At 48.7% G+C, this 14969-nt stretch carries 15 protein-coding genes; 3 read left to right on the forward strand and 12 right to left on the reverse strand.

Going from position 1 to position 14969, the window contains the following annotated elements:
* Positions 1-214 precede the first annotated feature (214 nt).
* On the forward strand, positions 215-943 hold the full coding sequence (locus AC3ZPD_RS03680) for an alpha/beta hydrolase (RefSeq protein WP_490982921.1): 729 nt from the start codon (positions 215-217) through the stop codon (positions 941-943).
* Between the two features lie 168 nt (positions 944-1111).
* Here AC3ZPD_RS03680 and AC3ZPD_RS03685 read toward each other — a convergent pair whose 3' ends face one another.
* Positions 1112-1732, reverse strand: a complete 621-nt coding sequence (locus tag AC3ZPD_RS03685) for a trimeric intracellular cation channel family protein (RefSeq protein ID WP_490982922.1) — start codon at positions 1730-1732, stop codon at positions 1112-1114.
* A gap of 158 nt (positions 1733-1890) precedes the next feature.
* Here AC3ZPD_RS03685 and AC3ZPD_RS03690 point away from each other — a divergent pair, with 158 nt between their 5' ends.
* Positions 1891-2535 (forward strand): thiamine diphosphokinase, encoded by a 645-nt coding sequence (locus tag AC3ZPD_RS03690; protein WP_490982923.1) that lies wholly within the window; start codon positions 1891-1893, stop codon positions 2533-2535.
* A gap of 297 nt (positions 2536-2832) precedes the next feature.
* Positions 2833-3447 carry a C40 family peptidase gene (locus AC3ZPD_RS03695; RefSeq protein WP_490983424.1) on the forward strand — a complete coding sequence of 205 codons (615 nt, stop codon included), beginning with the start codon at positions 2833-2835 and terminating at the stop codon, positions 3445-3447.
* 80 nt (positions 3448-3527) lie between these two features.
* Here AC3ZPD_RS03695 and AC3ZPD_RS03700 read toward each other — a convergent pair whose 3' ends face one another.
* From AC3ZPD_RS03700 to AC3ZPD_RS03750, 11 genes are all read right to left on the reverse strand, one after another.
* Positions 3528-4451 (reverse strand): winged helix-turn-helix domain-containing protein, encoded by a 924-nt coding sequence (locus AC3ZPD_RS03700; protein ID WP_490983425.1) that lies wholly within the window; start codon positions 4449-4451, stop codon positions 3528-3530.
* Positions 4399-5307 (reverse strand): hypothetical protein, encoded by a 909-nt coding sequence (locus AC3ZPD_RS03705; protein WP_490982924.1) that lies wholly within the window; start codon positions 5305-5307, stop codon positions 4399-4401. The genes AC3ZPD_RS03700 and AC3ZPD_RS03705 overlap by 53 nt, the downstream gene beginning before the upstream one ends.
* Before the next feature lie 70 nt (positions 5308-5377).
* Positions 5378-5965, reverse strand: a complete 588-nt coding sequence (locus tag AC3ZPD_RS03710) for a hypothetical protein (protein WP_490982925.1) — start codon at positions 5963-5965, stop codon at positions 5378-5380.
* Positions 5966-5985: 20 nt separating this feature from the next.
* Positions 5986-6429 carry a hypothetical protein gene (locus tag AC3ZPD_RS03715; protein ID WP_490982926.1) on the reverse strand — a complete coding sequence of 148 codons (444 nt, stop codon included), beginning with the start codon at positions 6427-6429 and terminating at the stop codon, positions 5986-5988.
* Positions 6430-6435: 6 nt separating this feature from the next.
* The gene (locus AC3ZPD_RS03720) at positions 6436-6921 is read right to left on the reverse strand and encodes an ABC transporter permease (protein ID WP_490982927.1); all 486 of its coding nucleotides are present in this window, start codon (positions 6919-6921) and stop codon (positions 6436-6438) included.
* A 20-nt stretch (positions 6922-6941) separates the two neighbouring features.
* Positions 6942-9014: a hypothetical protein gene (locus AC3ZPD_RS03725; RefSeq protein WP_490982928.1), complete on the reverse strand. Its 2073-nt coding sequence runs from the start codon at positions 9012-9014 to the stop codon at positions 6942-6944.
* On the reverse strand, positions 9004-10818 hold the full coding sequence (locus tag AC3ZPD_RS03730; RefSeq protein ID WP_490982929.1) for a pilus assembly protein CpaF: 1815 nt from the start codon (positions 10816-10818) through the stop codon (positions 9004-9006). Before AC3ZPD_RS03730 ends, AC3ZPD_RS03725 begins: the two co-directional genes overlap by 11 nt.
* Positions 10815-11651, reverse strand: a complete 837-nt coding sequence (locus tag AC3ZPD_RS03735) for a hypothetical protein (protein WP_490982930.1) — start codon at positions 11649-11651, stop codon at positions 10815-10817. Before AC3ZPD_RS03735 ends, AC3ZPD_RS03730 begins: the two co-directional genes overlap by 4 nt.
* Positions 11636-12361, reverse strand: a complete 726-nt coding sequence (locus AC3ZPD_RS03740; RefSeq protein WP_490982931.1) for a hypothetical protein — start codon at positions 12359-12361, stop codon at positions 11636-11638. The genes AC3ZPD_RS03735 and AC3ZPD_RS03740 overlap by 16 nt, the downstream gene beginning before the upstream one ends.
* 27 nt (positions 12362-12388) lie before the next feature.
* The gene (locus AC3ZPD_RS03745) at positions 12389-13327 is read right to left on the reverse strand and encodes an SAF domain-containing protein (protein WP_490982932.1); all 939 of its coding nucleotides are present in this window, start codon (positions 13325-13327) and stop codon (positions 12389-12391) included.
* A gap of 4 nt (positions 13328-13331) precedes the next feature.
* Positions 13332-14816, reverse strand: coding sequence for a serine/threonine protein kinase (locus AC3ZPD_RS03750; protein WP_490982933.1), 1485 nt, complete (start codon positions 14814-14816; stop codon positions 13332-13334).
* Between the last annotated feature and the right edge of the window lie 153 nt (positions 14817-14969).

Here is a 14969-nt window from a genome sequence, read left to right on the forward strand (position 1 = left end):
AGAATTATTATACATCTGTTATATCCCTTTCGTCAAAGGATATAAGGAAAAATGTATTAGTATCTAGGTCTTGTATGTATAACAGCGTTTTGGAAATAGTGTAACAGTAGTGAGGATTGTCACAGCGGAAAAAACGAGAAAGCGCGTTCATCCACCAAGGATAATCTTACCTGATCAAGCCTTTAATTGCAAAGCAAAAGGGAGAGTGACAGCTATGACAGATAACCGATATTTAAAACGGACTGTCGTTAAACACGAGCTTCAAAGCCGATTTCTGAACGAAACGCGCAAGCTGCGCATTTACCTTCCACCCGGATATAACGAACTATTGAGCTATCCGGTCGTATACTGCCAGGACGGCGAGGAATTTTTTAACTTTGGACGTATTGCTACCTATGCCAACCAGCTGATTCTGGACGAAGACATCGAACCTTTTATTATTGTAGGAGTCGAAGTAAACGTAAAAGTCAGAACCCAGGAGTACGCCCCTTTCGGCAGCCGTCACGATGCTTATGTCGCCTGTTTTACTGAAGAAATTATTCCCTACGTGGAAAATAATTATCCTGTGCGCCGCACGCCGGAAGAGCGCATTTTGGCCGGGGATTCGCTTGGCGGCTCGGTTTCGCTTCACATCGCCTTGAAACGGAAAGATTTGTTCTCGAAAATCATTACCCTGTCCGGCGCTTTTTACATCCCCAGTCAGGAGATTATCGCTTCGGAAACCGATCTTTCATCGCTGAGCCTTTATATGGTTGTGGGACTGCAGGAACGAGATTATCAGACGGACACCGGAATTTACGATTTTGTGGATCTGAACCGCAGAACCAAAGAACTGCTTGAAAAACGCGGCGCCAAGGTCGTTTATTATGAAAAGGACGGAAAACACCTTTGGGGTTTCTGGCAAAAGGAGCTGCCCGGAGCGCTTCGTTATTTTCTCCAGTAAAAGGACCCGATGAAGGAATACTTCTATAAGCTAAGGAACTTAGGAACTTAGGTACTTAGGTACTTAGGTACTTAGGTACTTAGGAACTACTATAAGCAGAACTTCTAAAAAGAAACAACAAAAGGCCCGTCTTTGCGACGAGGCCTTTTTCTAGGACATAATGCCGATCTAACCGGCAAAAGGTTTGTTTTTAAGCGATCTTCGCGGCAGCCTCCAACGGAAGCGCACGGAAAGCATGCGGGATATAACAACAAGGAGAAACAGCACGATCATCTCCGGCGTGGTCTGGGATAAACCAAACGCTACGGCAAGACCTGCGATCAGCGCCCAAACGGCGTAAATTTCATCGCGGAGGACAAGCGGTTTCCGACCGGCCAGCAGATCACGGATAATCCCCCCGCCCACTCCGGTCAACAAGGCGGCTACGGCCACGGCACTGGCCGGATGATTCATTTTCACCGCATACAAAGCTCCCTGAATGGCGAATGCGCTAAGGCCGATGGCGTCAAACCAGGCCTCCGCCTTCTTCCAATGCCGTATCCATGATACGGGGACCAAAAAAGCGGCGGCGATCGATACGCAGGCTACCAGCATCAGCGGGCCTTGCGTCCAAATCGTCGTTACAGGTACTCCAATCAAAATATTTCTGATGATGCCCCCGCCAAAAGCGGTGGCCAGACCAAGCACAATCACGCCGAGTATATCATATTCCTCTTCCATTGCGACAAGGGCGCCGGAAACGGCAAATGCCACGGTGCCTATAATGCTGAATAATTCAAATAACTCCATCCCCTGCTTCTTCCCTCTCTGCTCTCCGTTATCTCACATATGACGTAAACAATTGTAGCTTTTCCTTCCAAATTGTACAACAAAAAAATCTGTTTTATACTTATTTATACTATAGGAAATACATAGCCTCCCCAAATCGCAGCAAGGAGAGATTAAAAATGACATCTTCAAATCGGGTTCTTGTATTTGCCGGCGGCAATATTATCCCGGATTTCAAACAGCATATTCAGGAGGGAGACTACATTATTGGCGCGGATTTTGGCGCCTACTTCCTCACCCAGCACGGAATCGTGCCGGACATCGCCATCGGGGATTTCGACTCCATCACACCCGAGCAGCTCATTGAGCTACGTAAAGTGTGCCCAGAGGTCCAAGTCGTGGACGCTTTCGACAAGGATCTGACGGATGCCGAGCTGGCGCTTGATATCGCCTTAAACAAACAACCGGATCAAATCATCATGTTCGGCGTCCTTGGCAGCCGCCTGGATCATTCCATGGCCAACATCCAAATGATGCTGCGCGCTCTTCAGCACCAGGTTTCCAGCGCCATCTGGGACGAAAAAAATTACATCACGCTGACAGGATCGACCGCGGTCGTCGAGCAACGTAATTTCGAATATGTCTCGCTTCTGCCATTGACCCCTGAAGTCACGGGAATTACGTTGGACGGATTCCTGTACAAGCTGGAAAACGCCTCCCTCCGGATGGGACAATCCCTGGGAATCAGCAATAAATTGGTCGGAGAGCAGGGAACGATCCAGATCGAAAGCGGCTTGCTGCTGATTATCCAAAGTAAAGATTAATAATTCGGCTTAAAAGCGTTTATAAAAATTACAACTCTGTAAACTTTGTAAACGATCGCTTGCATAGAGAAAAAGAAGGCTCAAACCCTTGTTCGATCAAGGGTTGAGCCTTCTTCTATACCGTCTGAAAAATAAGATTTCTTAATATTTTGTAAATTTTAATCGTTTTTTAATAATCATTGCCAAACCCTTGCCACATCTATCTTTCCCCTATCTTTGGATAATATTAGGAAGTTTCAAACCTGTTATACTTTGAGCAAGCCCGAGAATACAACATCAGGAGGAACAAAACAAATGATCAAAATTCAAGGACTCTCTAAGAAAGTATTAACTGTAGGGATTTGCGCTTCCGTTGGTTTTACCGGAATGCTGCTTGCTGGACAAACCTCGGCTTCTGCAGCCGATCAAACTACAAATACGTCTAATGCCGGTTACACATCCACCTTTAACGTATTGAATGGAGCTTTGGAATCCGGCAGTACCGATGCTTCGGCAACGGCAGCTATTGATGCTGACAGCACTGCAACTTCCAAAGGCCAGCAAATTATTAACTATGGTAAAAAGTTTTTGGGAACACCTTATAAATTCGGCGCTTCTACATCTACTACCAAAAACTTTGACTGCTCTTCTTTCACTAAATACGTATTTAAACACTATGGCGTTACTTTGCCGCGCACATCTAAAGAGCAATCCAAAGTAGGCTCCGCTGTCTCCAAAGCCAACCTGAAAGTCGGTGATTTGGTATTCTTCTCTAGCGGCAGCCGCGCAAACGGTAAAAACGTAACCCACGTAGCCATTTATGCTGGCAACGGTAAAATTTTGCACACTTACGGCAAACCGGGCGTTACTGTTTCCGATCTCAATTCCGGCAACTGGAAGAAAACTTACTTGAAAGCTCGCCGCGTATTGTAGTCCCAAATGTAGTCTCAAGGCAAGGTGTTTCACGACAGGCACAACCTGTTTCGGTGAAAGCTTGCCGACAGGGTCTCTGGTCATTGCAGCATGTAACCTGCTCCTCGCACGGTATGCACCAGCTTTGGCCGGCGGCCCTTATCCATTTTCGTGCGGATATGTTTAATATAAACGTCAACGACGTTTGTTTTCCCAGTGAAATCATATCCCCACACTTCCTGCAGCAGCATTTCGCGGCTGCAAACCTTCTCTTTATGTCTTGCAAGAAACAGCAGCAATTCAAATTCTTTCGGCGTCAGGGGAATCTCCTCCCCGGCCCGAAATACTTTATGACGATCGATTTCAATGCGTAAATCCTCGTGTTCAATGGTTTGGGATTCGCAGGGAACAAAACGTCGAAATAAGCCTGTCATATTAAAGATTCTCGCCATCCATTCTTCGGCTGGCGCCATTTTGCTTACATAATCGTTAGCCCCTGCCGAAAAAGCCCGAAGAAGCCCTTCCGTGGAGGGAAATTTTGCGAAAGCTATTACAGGGTAAGGCAGCGGGGCTTTTTCCCCGTTCCGGGATATAGACCCCATTATGGTTTTAATGCTTAAATCATCAACATCAATTAACAGCAGTTCAGGCGGGGTTTCAATAACAAGGTTATCTAGGTGCTCCGGGCTCTCCAAGCTATCTAGGAATCTTTGGCTTTCATGTCCGACTTGGTCATCCAACCCTTCCTGTCCTTCTGCCCTTTCACTGCTCCTAGCTTCCACAAATCGTTTTATAAGGAATCCAGCTTCCTTAAGCCGGATTCCTAATTGTTCCGCGAACTTCTTATCCCGTCCCTCAATAAATACCGCAAGCTTGCTCATCAGTTTTGATTCACCCCAGGAATTTTCCCCATATTCTGCCGATAGTTTGCGGAGCAAATCTGTTTTCCATACTAAAAATAAGAAAAGGGCTTTATCCGCCGGCTTGGAGACAGCGGGCTTCAAAATAACCTTTAGCCGCCGCATCTCTTTCACTGGCGAAAGTTTCTTCGGTCCGATACACTTCGCCGCATTCAGCCCATCTATAGTAATACTTGATGCCTGTGCGCTCGTCCACGCCTCCTCGAATCGGCTCCCGCTTGAATATCCTTCCGCCTCCAAACGCAAAGTTATTATAATGCTGCTCTCCCACCGGAATCCCCTGAAGGAAAACAAGCATCCCGGCATCGTCAATCGTGTTGTTCCATTCTTCATCCGGAATCCGCGGCAGCGTAAACGTATAGTTTACGCCCGCCTGATCAGCAAGCCTGTTATGCTGATTAATGATCTGCTCCAGATCAGCCTCTACGGAAGAAACAATCGCTGTCCTGCGGGCAGCCTCCATCTGTTGCGAATCGCCTACAAACGGATCCTCCGTCAATTCCATTAGTTCATCCGGTCTGCCTTGTAAAAAACGGCCGCTTTTTTTGTCTAAAATCGAAAGGCGCTCATCCAAAGTAAAAGAGATTACATTTCCCCAAACATCGGTATAAGTATAAGGTTTTTTCGGAAACCATCCGCTAAGGCTCCAATCGGTTCCGTCCGATTGAACAACGTTTTGGGCCCCGTAGATGGAATATCCGTCATACTCCATGACTACAATGGCAGGCACAAAACTCATAAAAGCCCGCTGCCCCACAGGATCGTCCGCAAGACCAAAATTGAGAAACAGCGTACGCAAGAGAGCATGAAGTCCCGCCTCCTTATCTACCCGAAAAAACTTTCCGGAGGTATAACCGGCTTCATAAGCAGGCTGCTCGTTTACATTCAGCCGGCTGGCTCCGTCCTGAACCGCAGCCTTTAAAGCGGCGTTATAACGCTGCTCAAGCCGGAATACCTCCATTCGGTCATCCGCCCTGGCGGATGAAACCCAAAATAAAGGGCCTGTCAGCAGAACAAATACTAGGGCCCACTCAGTAATCTTCATTCAGCACCATTCCCCCATATTCCAGCGGCCCCGATGAAGAAGTAAACCATTCCCCGTACAGTAAACGTCCGAGCACAGAAGAGGCTTGTACGCTTTGATCTCGTACCTGTACGTCAAAATAATCCCCGGCAGAAAGAGTATAGGTTCGGACACCTGCTCCTCCGCCCGGCTCAACAACCTCTGTTCCGCTTGCTTCACCAACCGATAAACCGGAGGGAAACAACCGTTCCAAAATCTCCCCCGTGTAATGGGCTTCCTCATGTACGCTGTACGTTCCCAAGAACGTAGCTGGATCAGCCGCGTTTCCATATTCCGGCACGTATTTCTTATGGCGGTGCTCCAGCTCCAAATCGTAACCATACAGGACTGTACCTATCTGCCTGTTAAACTCGTTATACATCCCCGGCGTAATAACCCCCTTGTTTCGGACCGAATCCACAAATTGGGTGATCATCCGGAATGCATTCAGCTCGGTCATATCCTCTTGGCGTTTTGCGTTCTGCATCATAGGAAAATAGTAAAGAAGCAGTACAGCAAGCAAAGCTGCAGTTATTTTAGACCATACATTGGACAACCCAACTCATTCCCTCCCGGTCATTGTCCCAAAAATTTGATTTCTTCAATCTCGTTTAAATTGTTATATTTATAGGAAGCCATATACACCCCCTCCGTATTAATGCCGCTGACTGGCGGCTCCCATTCCGGATCCGGTTCGAGACCGGGAGAAGGAAGAAGCACTCCGTCCAAAGTGATGCGCAGCCCTTCCCTGGCACTGTTTCTCCACATAAAAATAACCTGTCCGCCCGAATAGGTTTGCAGCCCCCCATTTTGCAGCACTCCACCTGGTATAACAGCCGTTTCCGCCGCCCCTCCTCTCTTTACATAGATGTTGAGAGCTTGATTGGCATAAACGTCTGCGGCCGCCTCCCCGGCCTGATCGGCGGTCTCCGTGCCACGGACAGCCAGCGTTAGCGCAGTTAAAAACAAACTCAAACCAACTGCCGTCCACAGCATGGATTTGACGTTCCCGATTAACATAAAAGGTTACCTGACAGAGGTTTGCGTAAAAATGAGCCCCCGGACAACGTTCGAGCTGTCTTTTACGACTTCGGCTTTAAATTTGCCGCTTGGATTTACATACTCGCCGCTGGCTTCGTTCCACGTGTTGCCGATGCTGGCATTGCTTTCGGACAATACCGAGCCGTAAGTGGAGCTTTCAAGATTGGAAATATCCAGCCTGGAGCCGTACCATTGTCCGACCATGTTTTTGCCGGTCCTTACTTCGATTCCAAATTGCTCTTTCCCCTTATATTTTCTAAGTGCATTCGTAACCTGTGATCCGCTGATCGTCGTTTCGTCATAAACGGTATAAGAGGCCTGAGCAAGCTCGGTTTGAATATCCGAAAAATTGTTTTGCGCCGTTTTGGTTGCTTCCTGCGCGGAAATAAACAAAATAACAACGATCGTAATTAATGCAATAGTGAGAAAAATACCCGCCGCCACCTTAAGAGCGGAAGATGCGTTATTCATATCGCGGAACCTGCCTTTTCTTATAGTTTTTGAATTTGTTCATAATAGACGGTCATTTGACTGAAGCTCATCCAAATCAGCGGAATGACCAAATACATAAAAATTAAAGCGTACATAGGCGCAAAACCGATCATTTTACCGAGATTCGCTTTCAGGTCCAGCGTCTTCTCGTAATCCAGCTTTCGTTGTTCGAAAACATACCCCCGTTCATCATCCACATCGTCGAATGCTTGGTTAATAGATATTCTGCTGACCGATAACAGGAGCTTGTCCGCCAGCCTCTGAAATTCCGAAAATGAAACCTCCCCCTTCATAATTTCCAGCGCTGCCTCCGGTCCATGTTCGAAATGGAGCAGACATTTTTCGATCGGGCTCTTGAAAATGACGGCAAAGGAATTCAGCCATTCCAGTATTTCCTCAACCGACATCCGGTCCATTTCCTTCAATATGAAAATTAGGGTATAAAACTGATAAATCTCATGTTTCATCTCCATCAGGCGGATTCTCCGCTGAAAAAGGAGCAGCCAATAAGGGGCATAATAAGCGCAGTACGCCAGGCCCAAAGCAGCCGCAACTTCCCACCACCGCAAAACCTCCGCTTTCCATTTGGCCAGTTTCCCCGAAATTCTATCGACGTCTTCGTTCAGCTTTACTTTGGAAACGGGCGTTACCGCATGGCTGGAGATCCTTGATGCAATCTCTTCATAAGCGGCGTTGCTCCTCAAGCCAAGTTCTCTCATTATTTCTTTGTCCGTTTCAGCTTCGGCCAACAGTTTGTCCTGGTCTTCTTTATCCGGCGTCCCGAACAGCACCTGTGAAGAATTGGGATTATTCAAAATGTGGGCTCTAACATTGGCATGTAAAAAAAGGAACACGGACAGCGCTACCGCGAAAGCAGCCGAGAACCAAACCAACCTGCGGACATAAAACCATTCCACCCGCATCTTGCTGGCGGTGTCTCTCAGCAAGCAAGCGGTCCGAGCATAATTTTGAGACCCGAAAATCGGCAGGAACGGCCGAATTAAAAATCTGATTGACTTTTGTTCGTAAAGCCGCTTTTCCCAGCGTGAAGAAGCCTTGTATGCGGTAGATTCATCTTCGCTCTTTAACTTCTGCAGCAGTACATAACAAACGAAAATGACCGCATAAATCACCATTTTGGTGAGCATTCCGTATTTTCCCTCATAAAAAACGTCCATCAGCGGAAAATTGCCCCTTGCCCACCTTTCGATCGGTTTGGTGAAAAACAGAGGCGCTATCGCTATTACATGCAATCCCTTAAGCAAATAATCAAGCTTCGAAAGACGAAGCAGCTCAAGATGGATTTCTTTTGCAAGCTCCGATAATGCTTTTAGAAAAAGAGAACCTCCGCTGCCGATTTTATCGCCATATTCCGCCGCCAGATAGGAAACTCCGGCAAAGGTTTTTAGAAACCTTCCGGGCGACGTCTCATAATATTCCTCCAAGCTCCGCTGCGGTTCAGGCGCGTTTAACGCTTCATAAATCCGGTATCCATGTGCGGACACCTCACGTCCCGCTTGCTCCGACGCTTCCAAAAGGGCTTCATCCGCAATGCCATGCCTGTGATAGGCATGCCGGACACCCGTAAACAGATCGGAGGTCTGCTGAAGCAGCTGCCGCTGGAGCCGGTTCGCAAAGGCTTCAAGCAGCAAGCCGTTAATGATGGCGGCCGAAATGAGCAGTGTCAAGAGATACAGAGGATCCGGATTCAGAAGAAAAAGGAGGGAAATCCCGATACCATACAAGCCTAGCAGGCTATAAACAGCCCCTGCGATTTGAAGCCTGGTCCGGTATTCATCCTGCTTCATTCCGAAGTTCAATCGGCTCCTTACCCTAAGCGTATAACTGCGAAGAATAGGAATCTTCAAAAACCTCAGATAGGATTGCTGTAAAAAGGAATGCAGCATATCCCTCCAGCGGAATTTCCTTTTATCCGGAGAAGGCAGAGCCTGCCTAAAGCGGAAATCGCTTTTGCGGAAACTTCCCTTCAGCAGGTTAATCCCCATGGTAAGACAGGCAAATCCGGCCATGCTGAGACCCGCCACCCAAAACAAAATAACTTTAAGCTCCAATCCGCTCCCCCCAATTCACACTCAAAAAAGCATCAAAGCGGATCGCGTCTTCTTCAGTCATTTCATTCCTCATTTCCTGCCGAACCGGTAAGGAGATCTCATTCAGAATTTGATAGCCGCCGCTGCGGTAAACAAGGATATCCTTCGCCTCATATGGCTCATTCTTATCGGATTTGTGAAGCGGGACACATTCCGTAATCCTTTCTATGTATCTTTTGCCATCCAGGCCATGACGCAAATGCACGTCAAAATGGATAGCCCTGATCACCTGCTTTTCTGCGGTAGACTCGTCTCTGAACATTCCCGACTTAAGTAATGAATTCCTCAGCGAGAGGATTAAATCGGGAAAGGTTTTGGCATGGTGAGTAAACACGGTAAAAAGGCTGGCCACCTGGGACATTTGAATCATCCAGGCCGCTACTTCGTCCGTCGCCACCTCTCCGAGGATATTGACGGCGCCATCCGTCTTTTTCTGCAGGTCCAACCCCTGCTGACCGGTAACATGATCCGTTTCACGGAAGGTCAAAATATTCCGTTTCGGATACAGTCTCCTGAGATGAAGCTCAAAAGACATTTCTTGAACCCGGAGCGTGTAGGAACCGTAAATGGATTTGATCATCGCCATCAGCAGCGTCGTTTTTCCAGCTCCCTGCGAACCGGTCACGGCGGTCATTCTGCCTCCCTTCATCAGGAATTGAAGCAGTGAAATCACGGTTTCCGCCCCCTCTCCGGTTACCAACTGTTCCAAGCTAGCGTTCCCGGCGTCAAACTTCCGGACAAAAAAAGCCCAGCTTTCGGCAAACGGCGGACGAACGACTACAACCCTCGATCCGTCTTTCATTTCATTCACTTTATAGGCGGAAGCTTCGGAAAGCTGACCCGGCCAATTGTATTTATAGATGTTCTGGCACACTCTTTTCAGCTCCCCTTCAGAACCGAATGAAAGGAAGGACAGACGAATCGACTTGCCTTTATAAAAGATCCAGACGCTGTCAAAACTTCGTTCGCCACCTGGCGTTAAACGAAAATTTCCTTTTGAATCAGTTTCGGTGGACTGCCATCCAGGCTCCCCGTCCCCCGGACGGTCCGATCCGCTAACCCCTCCGCTTACTCCGTCAATCCACTGATCCCTTATTTCATCAACGACCGAGAGCCCCTTGTACATTTGATAAATCCGCTGCACGACCAGTTCCAGCTTCTCCCTGCGGTCAAGCTCGCGGTATTCCATATAAAAAATATGGTCGATATCCTCTTTTTCGATCTCATACCGGATATCCCCCGCTTCCTCCGCAGGTTTAGGTTCATCCAGCGCATAATCCTCTATCATGGCAGAAAGGGCTCTGTGACCATAACGCTGTTTATACAGATAAAGAACAATTTCAAAGCGGTCCTGCACGTTCAGCTTTTCCCGCTTCTCAAACGGAATAATACGGTTGATGCCGCTTTCCTTTATCCGGTAACCGGCTTCCAATACATGCGAAATATAGTTTTTAACGAACAATTTGTCCCTTGGATCCCCGGTAACGCAGCCTTTAAGCGCTTGTCTCAATTCGGCCCGCTGATTCCTCTTTCGTTTGTATTCCTCTTCGCTTAAGCCGTAATCGTCAAGATGATCGCGGCTCATTTCATGGAGCGACTGCTTGACAAAGGCAAGGACACGGGCAGTCTCGTCCGTTTCCTGCCGTTCATAAAATCCGTCTCCCGCTGCCGGCACGCCGCCTGTTTCCGCCTTTCTGCGGAGCAGCCAGACAGCCATCCCCGTCAACAGGACCATGACAAGCATAAACCAGCCTGTGCCCATCATCTTGTCACTTCCTTTGCAGTAAATAGCACCGCTTTGTTTGTCTCTTCATTTAAAAAGGCGCTCAAACGACGTACAGCCTTCATAAACGGGGTGTTCGATTGATTCCTTTTGAACGACTGCCGGTTTCTAAGCATAAAAGACAAAGCTTCTCCGCTGTTCCAGGCATTCATATAGTCCGTGCAGTGGGGAATTCCGGTTACAGGCGCACGGCCGCCAAATATCCGCCTCACGTTTTTAATGTTCAACACGGATTCTTCGTCATAAGGATAAAGGACAATCATTTGCGGGATTTGAACCGGCTGGTCTCGATCTCCATGTGCCAATCGATTGTAGTAACGCTCCAGGACTCCTCTGTTTTGACGGAGCAGCACGACCTGCTTATCTTCAGGCCGAATAACGCTTTGATGAATCATCCATTCCGATCCTTGAACTATAATCCGCCGGTATTTGTAGGAAGCCGAATGCCAGACTTTCCGGTAAAGTTGCGTTTTAAGCGACAGGTTCATCCGTGAAGAATGATCATGTCCCGCAGCCAGATCCAGTTTTCCCTTAAGCAACGGAACGGTATAATCCGGAAGATTATGCCCGTCTAATTTCCCGCTTTCGGCTAAACGAAACAAGGCATCCATTCCTTCTTCCTGGAAAAGCAGCTCCCGGTGCGTATCCGCTTTTCCCGGCGGCCTAAATCCCTGTTCCGCCCCTTCGCCCTTGGCGCCCAGGTGGACAAGCAAACACGGCTCCTCGCCGCTTATGCCATATTCCATTGCAACGGCGGCAGCAATTTCCGGTGCACCAAACGAATGTTCTCCGTCATAAATCAGGAGTTTGCCCATACCCGCCTCCTTGAGCTGCTTCTGAGCAGGCTTCTTGTAGCGGCCATTCCCCTGCCTGACATCCGGTCAGCTAAGGCTGTAATGGTTTTCTTATAGCTTCGGGACAGCGGCTTAATGTGGATCGACCGGTTATGTTCATTTTCCAGCTGCAATCCATAGTCACGTTCGTTCCAAAAAATTTTGACCGCCTCATCGTCCCATTTAATCGGCAGCTGCCGGATGACCGCTCTTATGTAAGACTCCTCAATCAAACTTTCCACGCAGCGTATAAAAACAATGCCGCACGTCATCCCGTCTAAGGCCGGATATTTGGAAAATAACAGCTTGAACCATTCCACGCTGCGCTCAACCGCAAAACGTTCTAAGCCGGTCACCCAAACCACTCCCGCACACGCTTTCCAGTCCGTCTCGTCGCAAAAAGTCAATTTCTCCAGATCGTAAACCACAAAATCGTAATCCTCCAAAGCAGATTCGTTTTCTATCAAATACTGCTTCAGGGACTCCGCCGAAAAAAATCCGCACGCGACGTCAAAACCGCCATATTCCGTGATCGGCAGCGTTTTGTCTGCCTGACCGATGGAATAACGGTAAATCTGACGTTCCGTTCCGTCAACAAGCAGCACCTTGGCTCCGGAAGAAGCAAGCAGCCTGCAAATATAAAGCAGCAGATCATGTTTATCGCTTACCCCCGCATAAATCCAGCTCTTCATTTCCATTCGCTCCTCTCTCTTGTAAAATTATTGGCCGGCGGCGGACTCCGTTTGAGCGGAATTCAAGGACGGCGAGGCTTCCGGTTCCTCCAGCTTTAATGAAGTTGCCGTCGAAGCGGCCGCTTCCGCCTGGCTGCCGGCAAAATTCAGCGCGTTCTGTTCAGACATCGCATTCAGGCTTTTCTCCAGCAGATCTCTGGACGCTTCCGACTTCAGGTAACTTTCGGCCTTAGCCGCTATATTGGGATCCCTGGACAGCAGCTTCATCACCTGCTGATTAGCCGGATAAGTAGGAATAGATTTTTCTTGGATTCCCGGCTCGACATAGGTCAAAGCGTAGATAGAAGCTTTATGCAAATAAGCATCCACAATCGCGCTGGATAACAACAGGATTTCATGTTCGTTTAAAGTTACCGTTAACGTAGGTTTTGAAAGAGCATTGACCTTTTTCTTGGATAAAAGAATATAGTCCTCGCCCGTTGGAAACTGGATCCGGATATCGATAACGTCGCCCTTCTGCAGGGAGACCGGAAGCTGAACAAAACTCATCTCCCTGTTCCTTAGATCGCTGGACATCGCATCTTCCTGATACAGCAGGGACTCCGTAATCAACGTGTTTGGATCAAGCTCAACCTTCGCCATCTTTCCGGCAATGTTGTCTTTGGAATCCACAAAGCTGCCGGGAACCGACGCCAGCGGGAGTTCCACCGGGGCAAGATCAGCGGCCTGTATCTGCTGTCCTGCCGCTATCGGCCGGGTCGGGACCCAGCCTTTCATCCATTTAACCCTAGCCTCCTGTTTGACCTGTTCGACCTCAGCGCTGTACTGCTTTTGAAGTGCTGCTCGCTCCCTGGCCTGGTGCATTTCCTCCCGTACCAGAAGCCCGCCCAGCAGCAGCGCAGGCACACATGCTCCCGCAGCAACGCCATAGATAACGTGACGGGTTTTCTGTCTGATTCTGAGCAATTGTTTATCCCTCCCGACTATTCATTTTTTTAAGCCATCCCGTAAGCCCTTTTTTCTTCCGGATCCTGTTCGGCAGCAGAGGAGCGCATAGCTCTTCAAGCGCCTGTTCCGCCTGTTCGCCGGGTTGAAAAGGGGCCGTTTCCACCGGTATAGCGTATACCTTTTCCCCCTTGAGCAGCCTGCCGACCTGCTCCAATCCATAAGAATCCGCAAATGGCAAAGCGTATACGCGTTTTCTTCCCACATGAGCGGATAATCTCCTTAAACAACTGTTAATTTCATTACGCCTCCAGACGGCTGCCGGAAGGACAATTACCTGCAAATCCGCCCGTGCAAATTCCTCAAGACTGTCTCTGCTCATCTCCACCCCCATATCCATCATGATCAGCCCGTGGCCGGCGCTTAGAATCTGCAGCCATTCCGCACGGGAAGGATGCTTATGGTAAGTTAGCAGCCCCGAATCTATTGCATTTCCGGTCCCTTCGGAAGAACGATCCGGCGGTAACGGCATGCCGTAAGCTGCCGAAGAACGGTCATTCCAGTCCACGAAAGTTATATAAGAAAAAGAACGGGATAAAGAGTGGGCCAGCATCAGCGACAAGTGAGTGGTCCCTATCCCCGCAGCCGCCCCGGCAACGGCAATGACGACCGGCCTGTCCGAAGCGTCGGCTATCCGGTTCCCTGCCGGAAAAGAGAATCTTAAACGGTGCAGCGCCTGTTTAACTTCCAAGGCATTCTGGTACCGCTCTGCGGCATCGTAGCTGAGCAGCTTGCGGATCAGCCTTGCCATATCGGGCGGAATTTTCCCGCGGCCAAACTTTTTATCATCCTTGGGCCACTGGGTGTGTTTCCCCCTCGAAAGGAGATAAAGCATGATCGCGCCTAATGCATACAAATCCGTCCGGGCATCGCTTTGTTTGCCCAAATACTGCTCAGGAGCCGCAAATCCGACCGTCCCTAGCTGAATCGTATCTTCATCCGCTTCCGGTTTATAAGCCCGGGCCGTCCCGAAATCGATAAAGCGGATTTCTCCGCCCCGTTCGATCATCAGATTCGAGGGTTTAAGATCCCTATAAATAATGGGAGGTTCACGGGTATGCAAATAATGAAGGCCGTCGCATATCTGGTCCGCGATCCGCAGCAGTTCGGCTTCAGAAACCCTTTTAACCCCGCTCAAATATTCCTCCAGCGTTGTTCCTTCTATGTAATCCATAACCAGGAACAGGTGGTTTCCCACTCCCTGAAAAAAATCGACGATTCTCGGAAGCCGCGGATGATCCAAAGCGATAAGCATCGCCGCTTCTTCCTCCATGCAATTGTTCTCGCCAGTTTCGGTCACGGTTTGCTTCACTGCCCAAAGCTTGCCTTGCAGCTTCAGATCACCAGCCACATAAACATGACTGCTTCCCCCGCTCCCCGCATAACGGATAATCCGGTACCGATCCCCCAGCAGCGTACCTGTTTCCAGCAGCTCCGGCATCGGAGCCATAAGACATCCTTCCTTTCGGACAACAAAAAAGGGAAAGCCTCCAAACGAAATACCGCAAGCGGTATGGCGTCTGGGATGCTTTCCCTTTACCTGTTGTATAATTTTGGGATTATTATAAAACGCAGTCTGTCTTTTTGTAAACCCTTTTTTTAA

The organism is Paenibacillus mobilis (assembly GCF_058267595.1).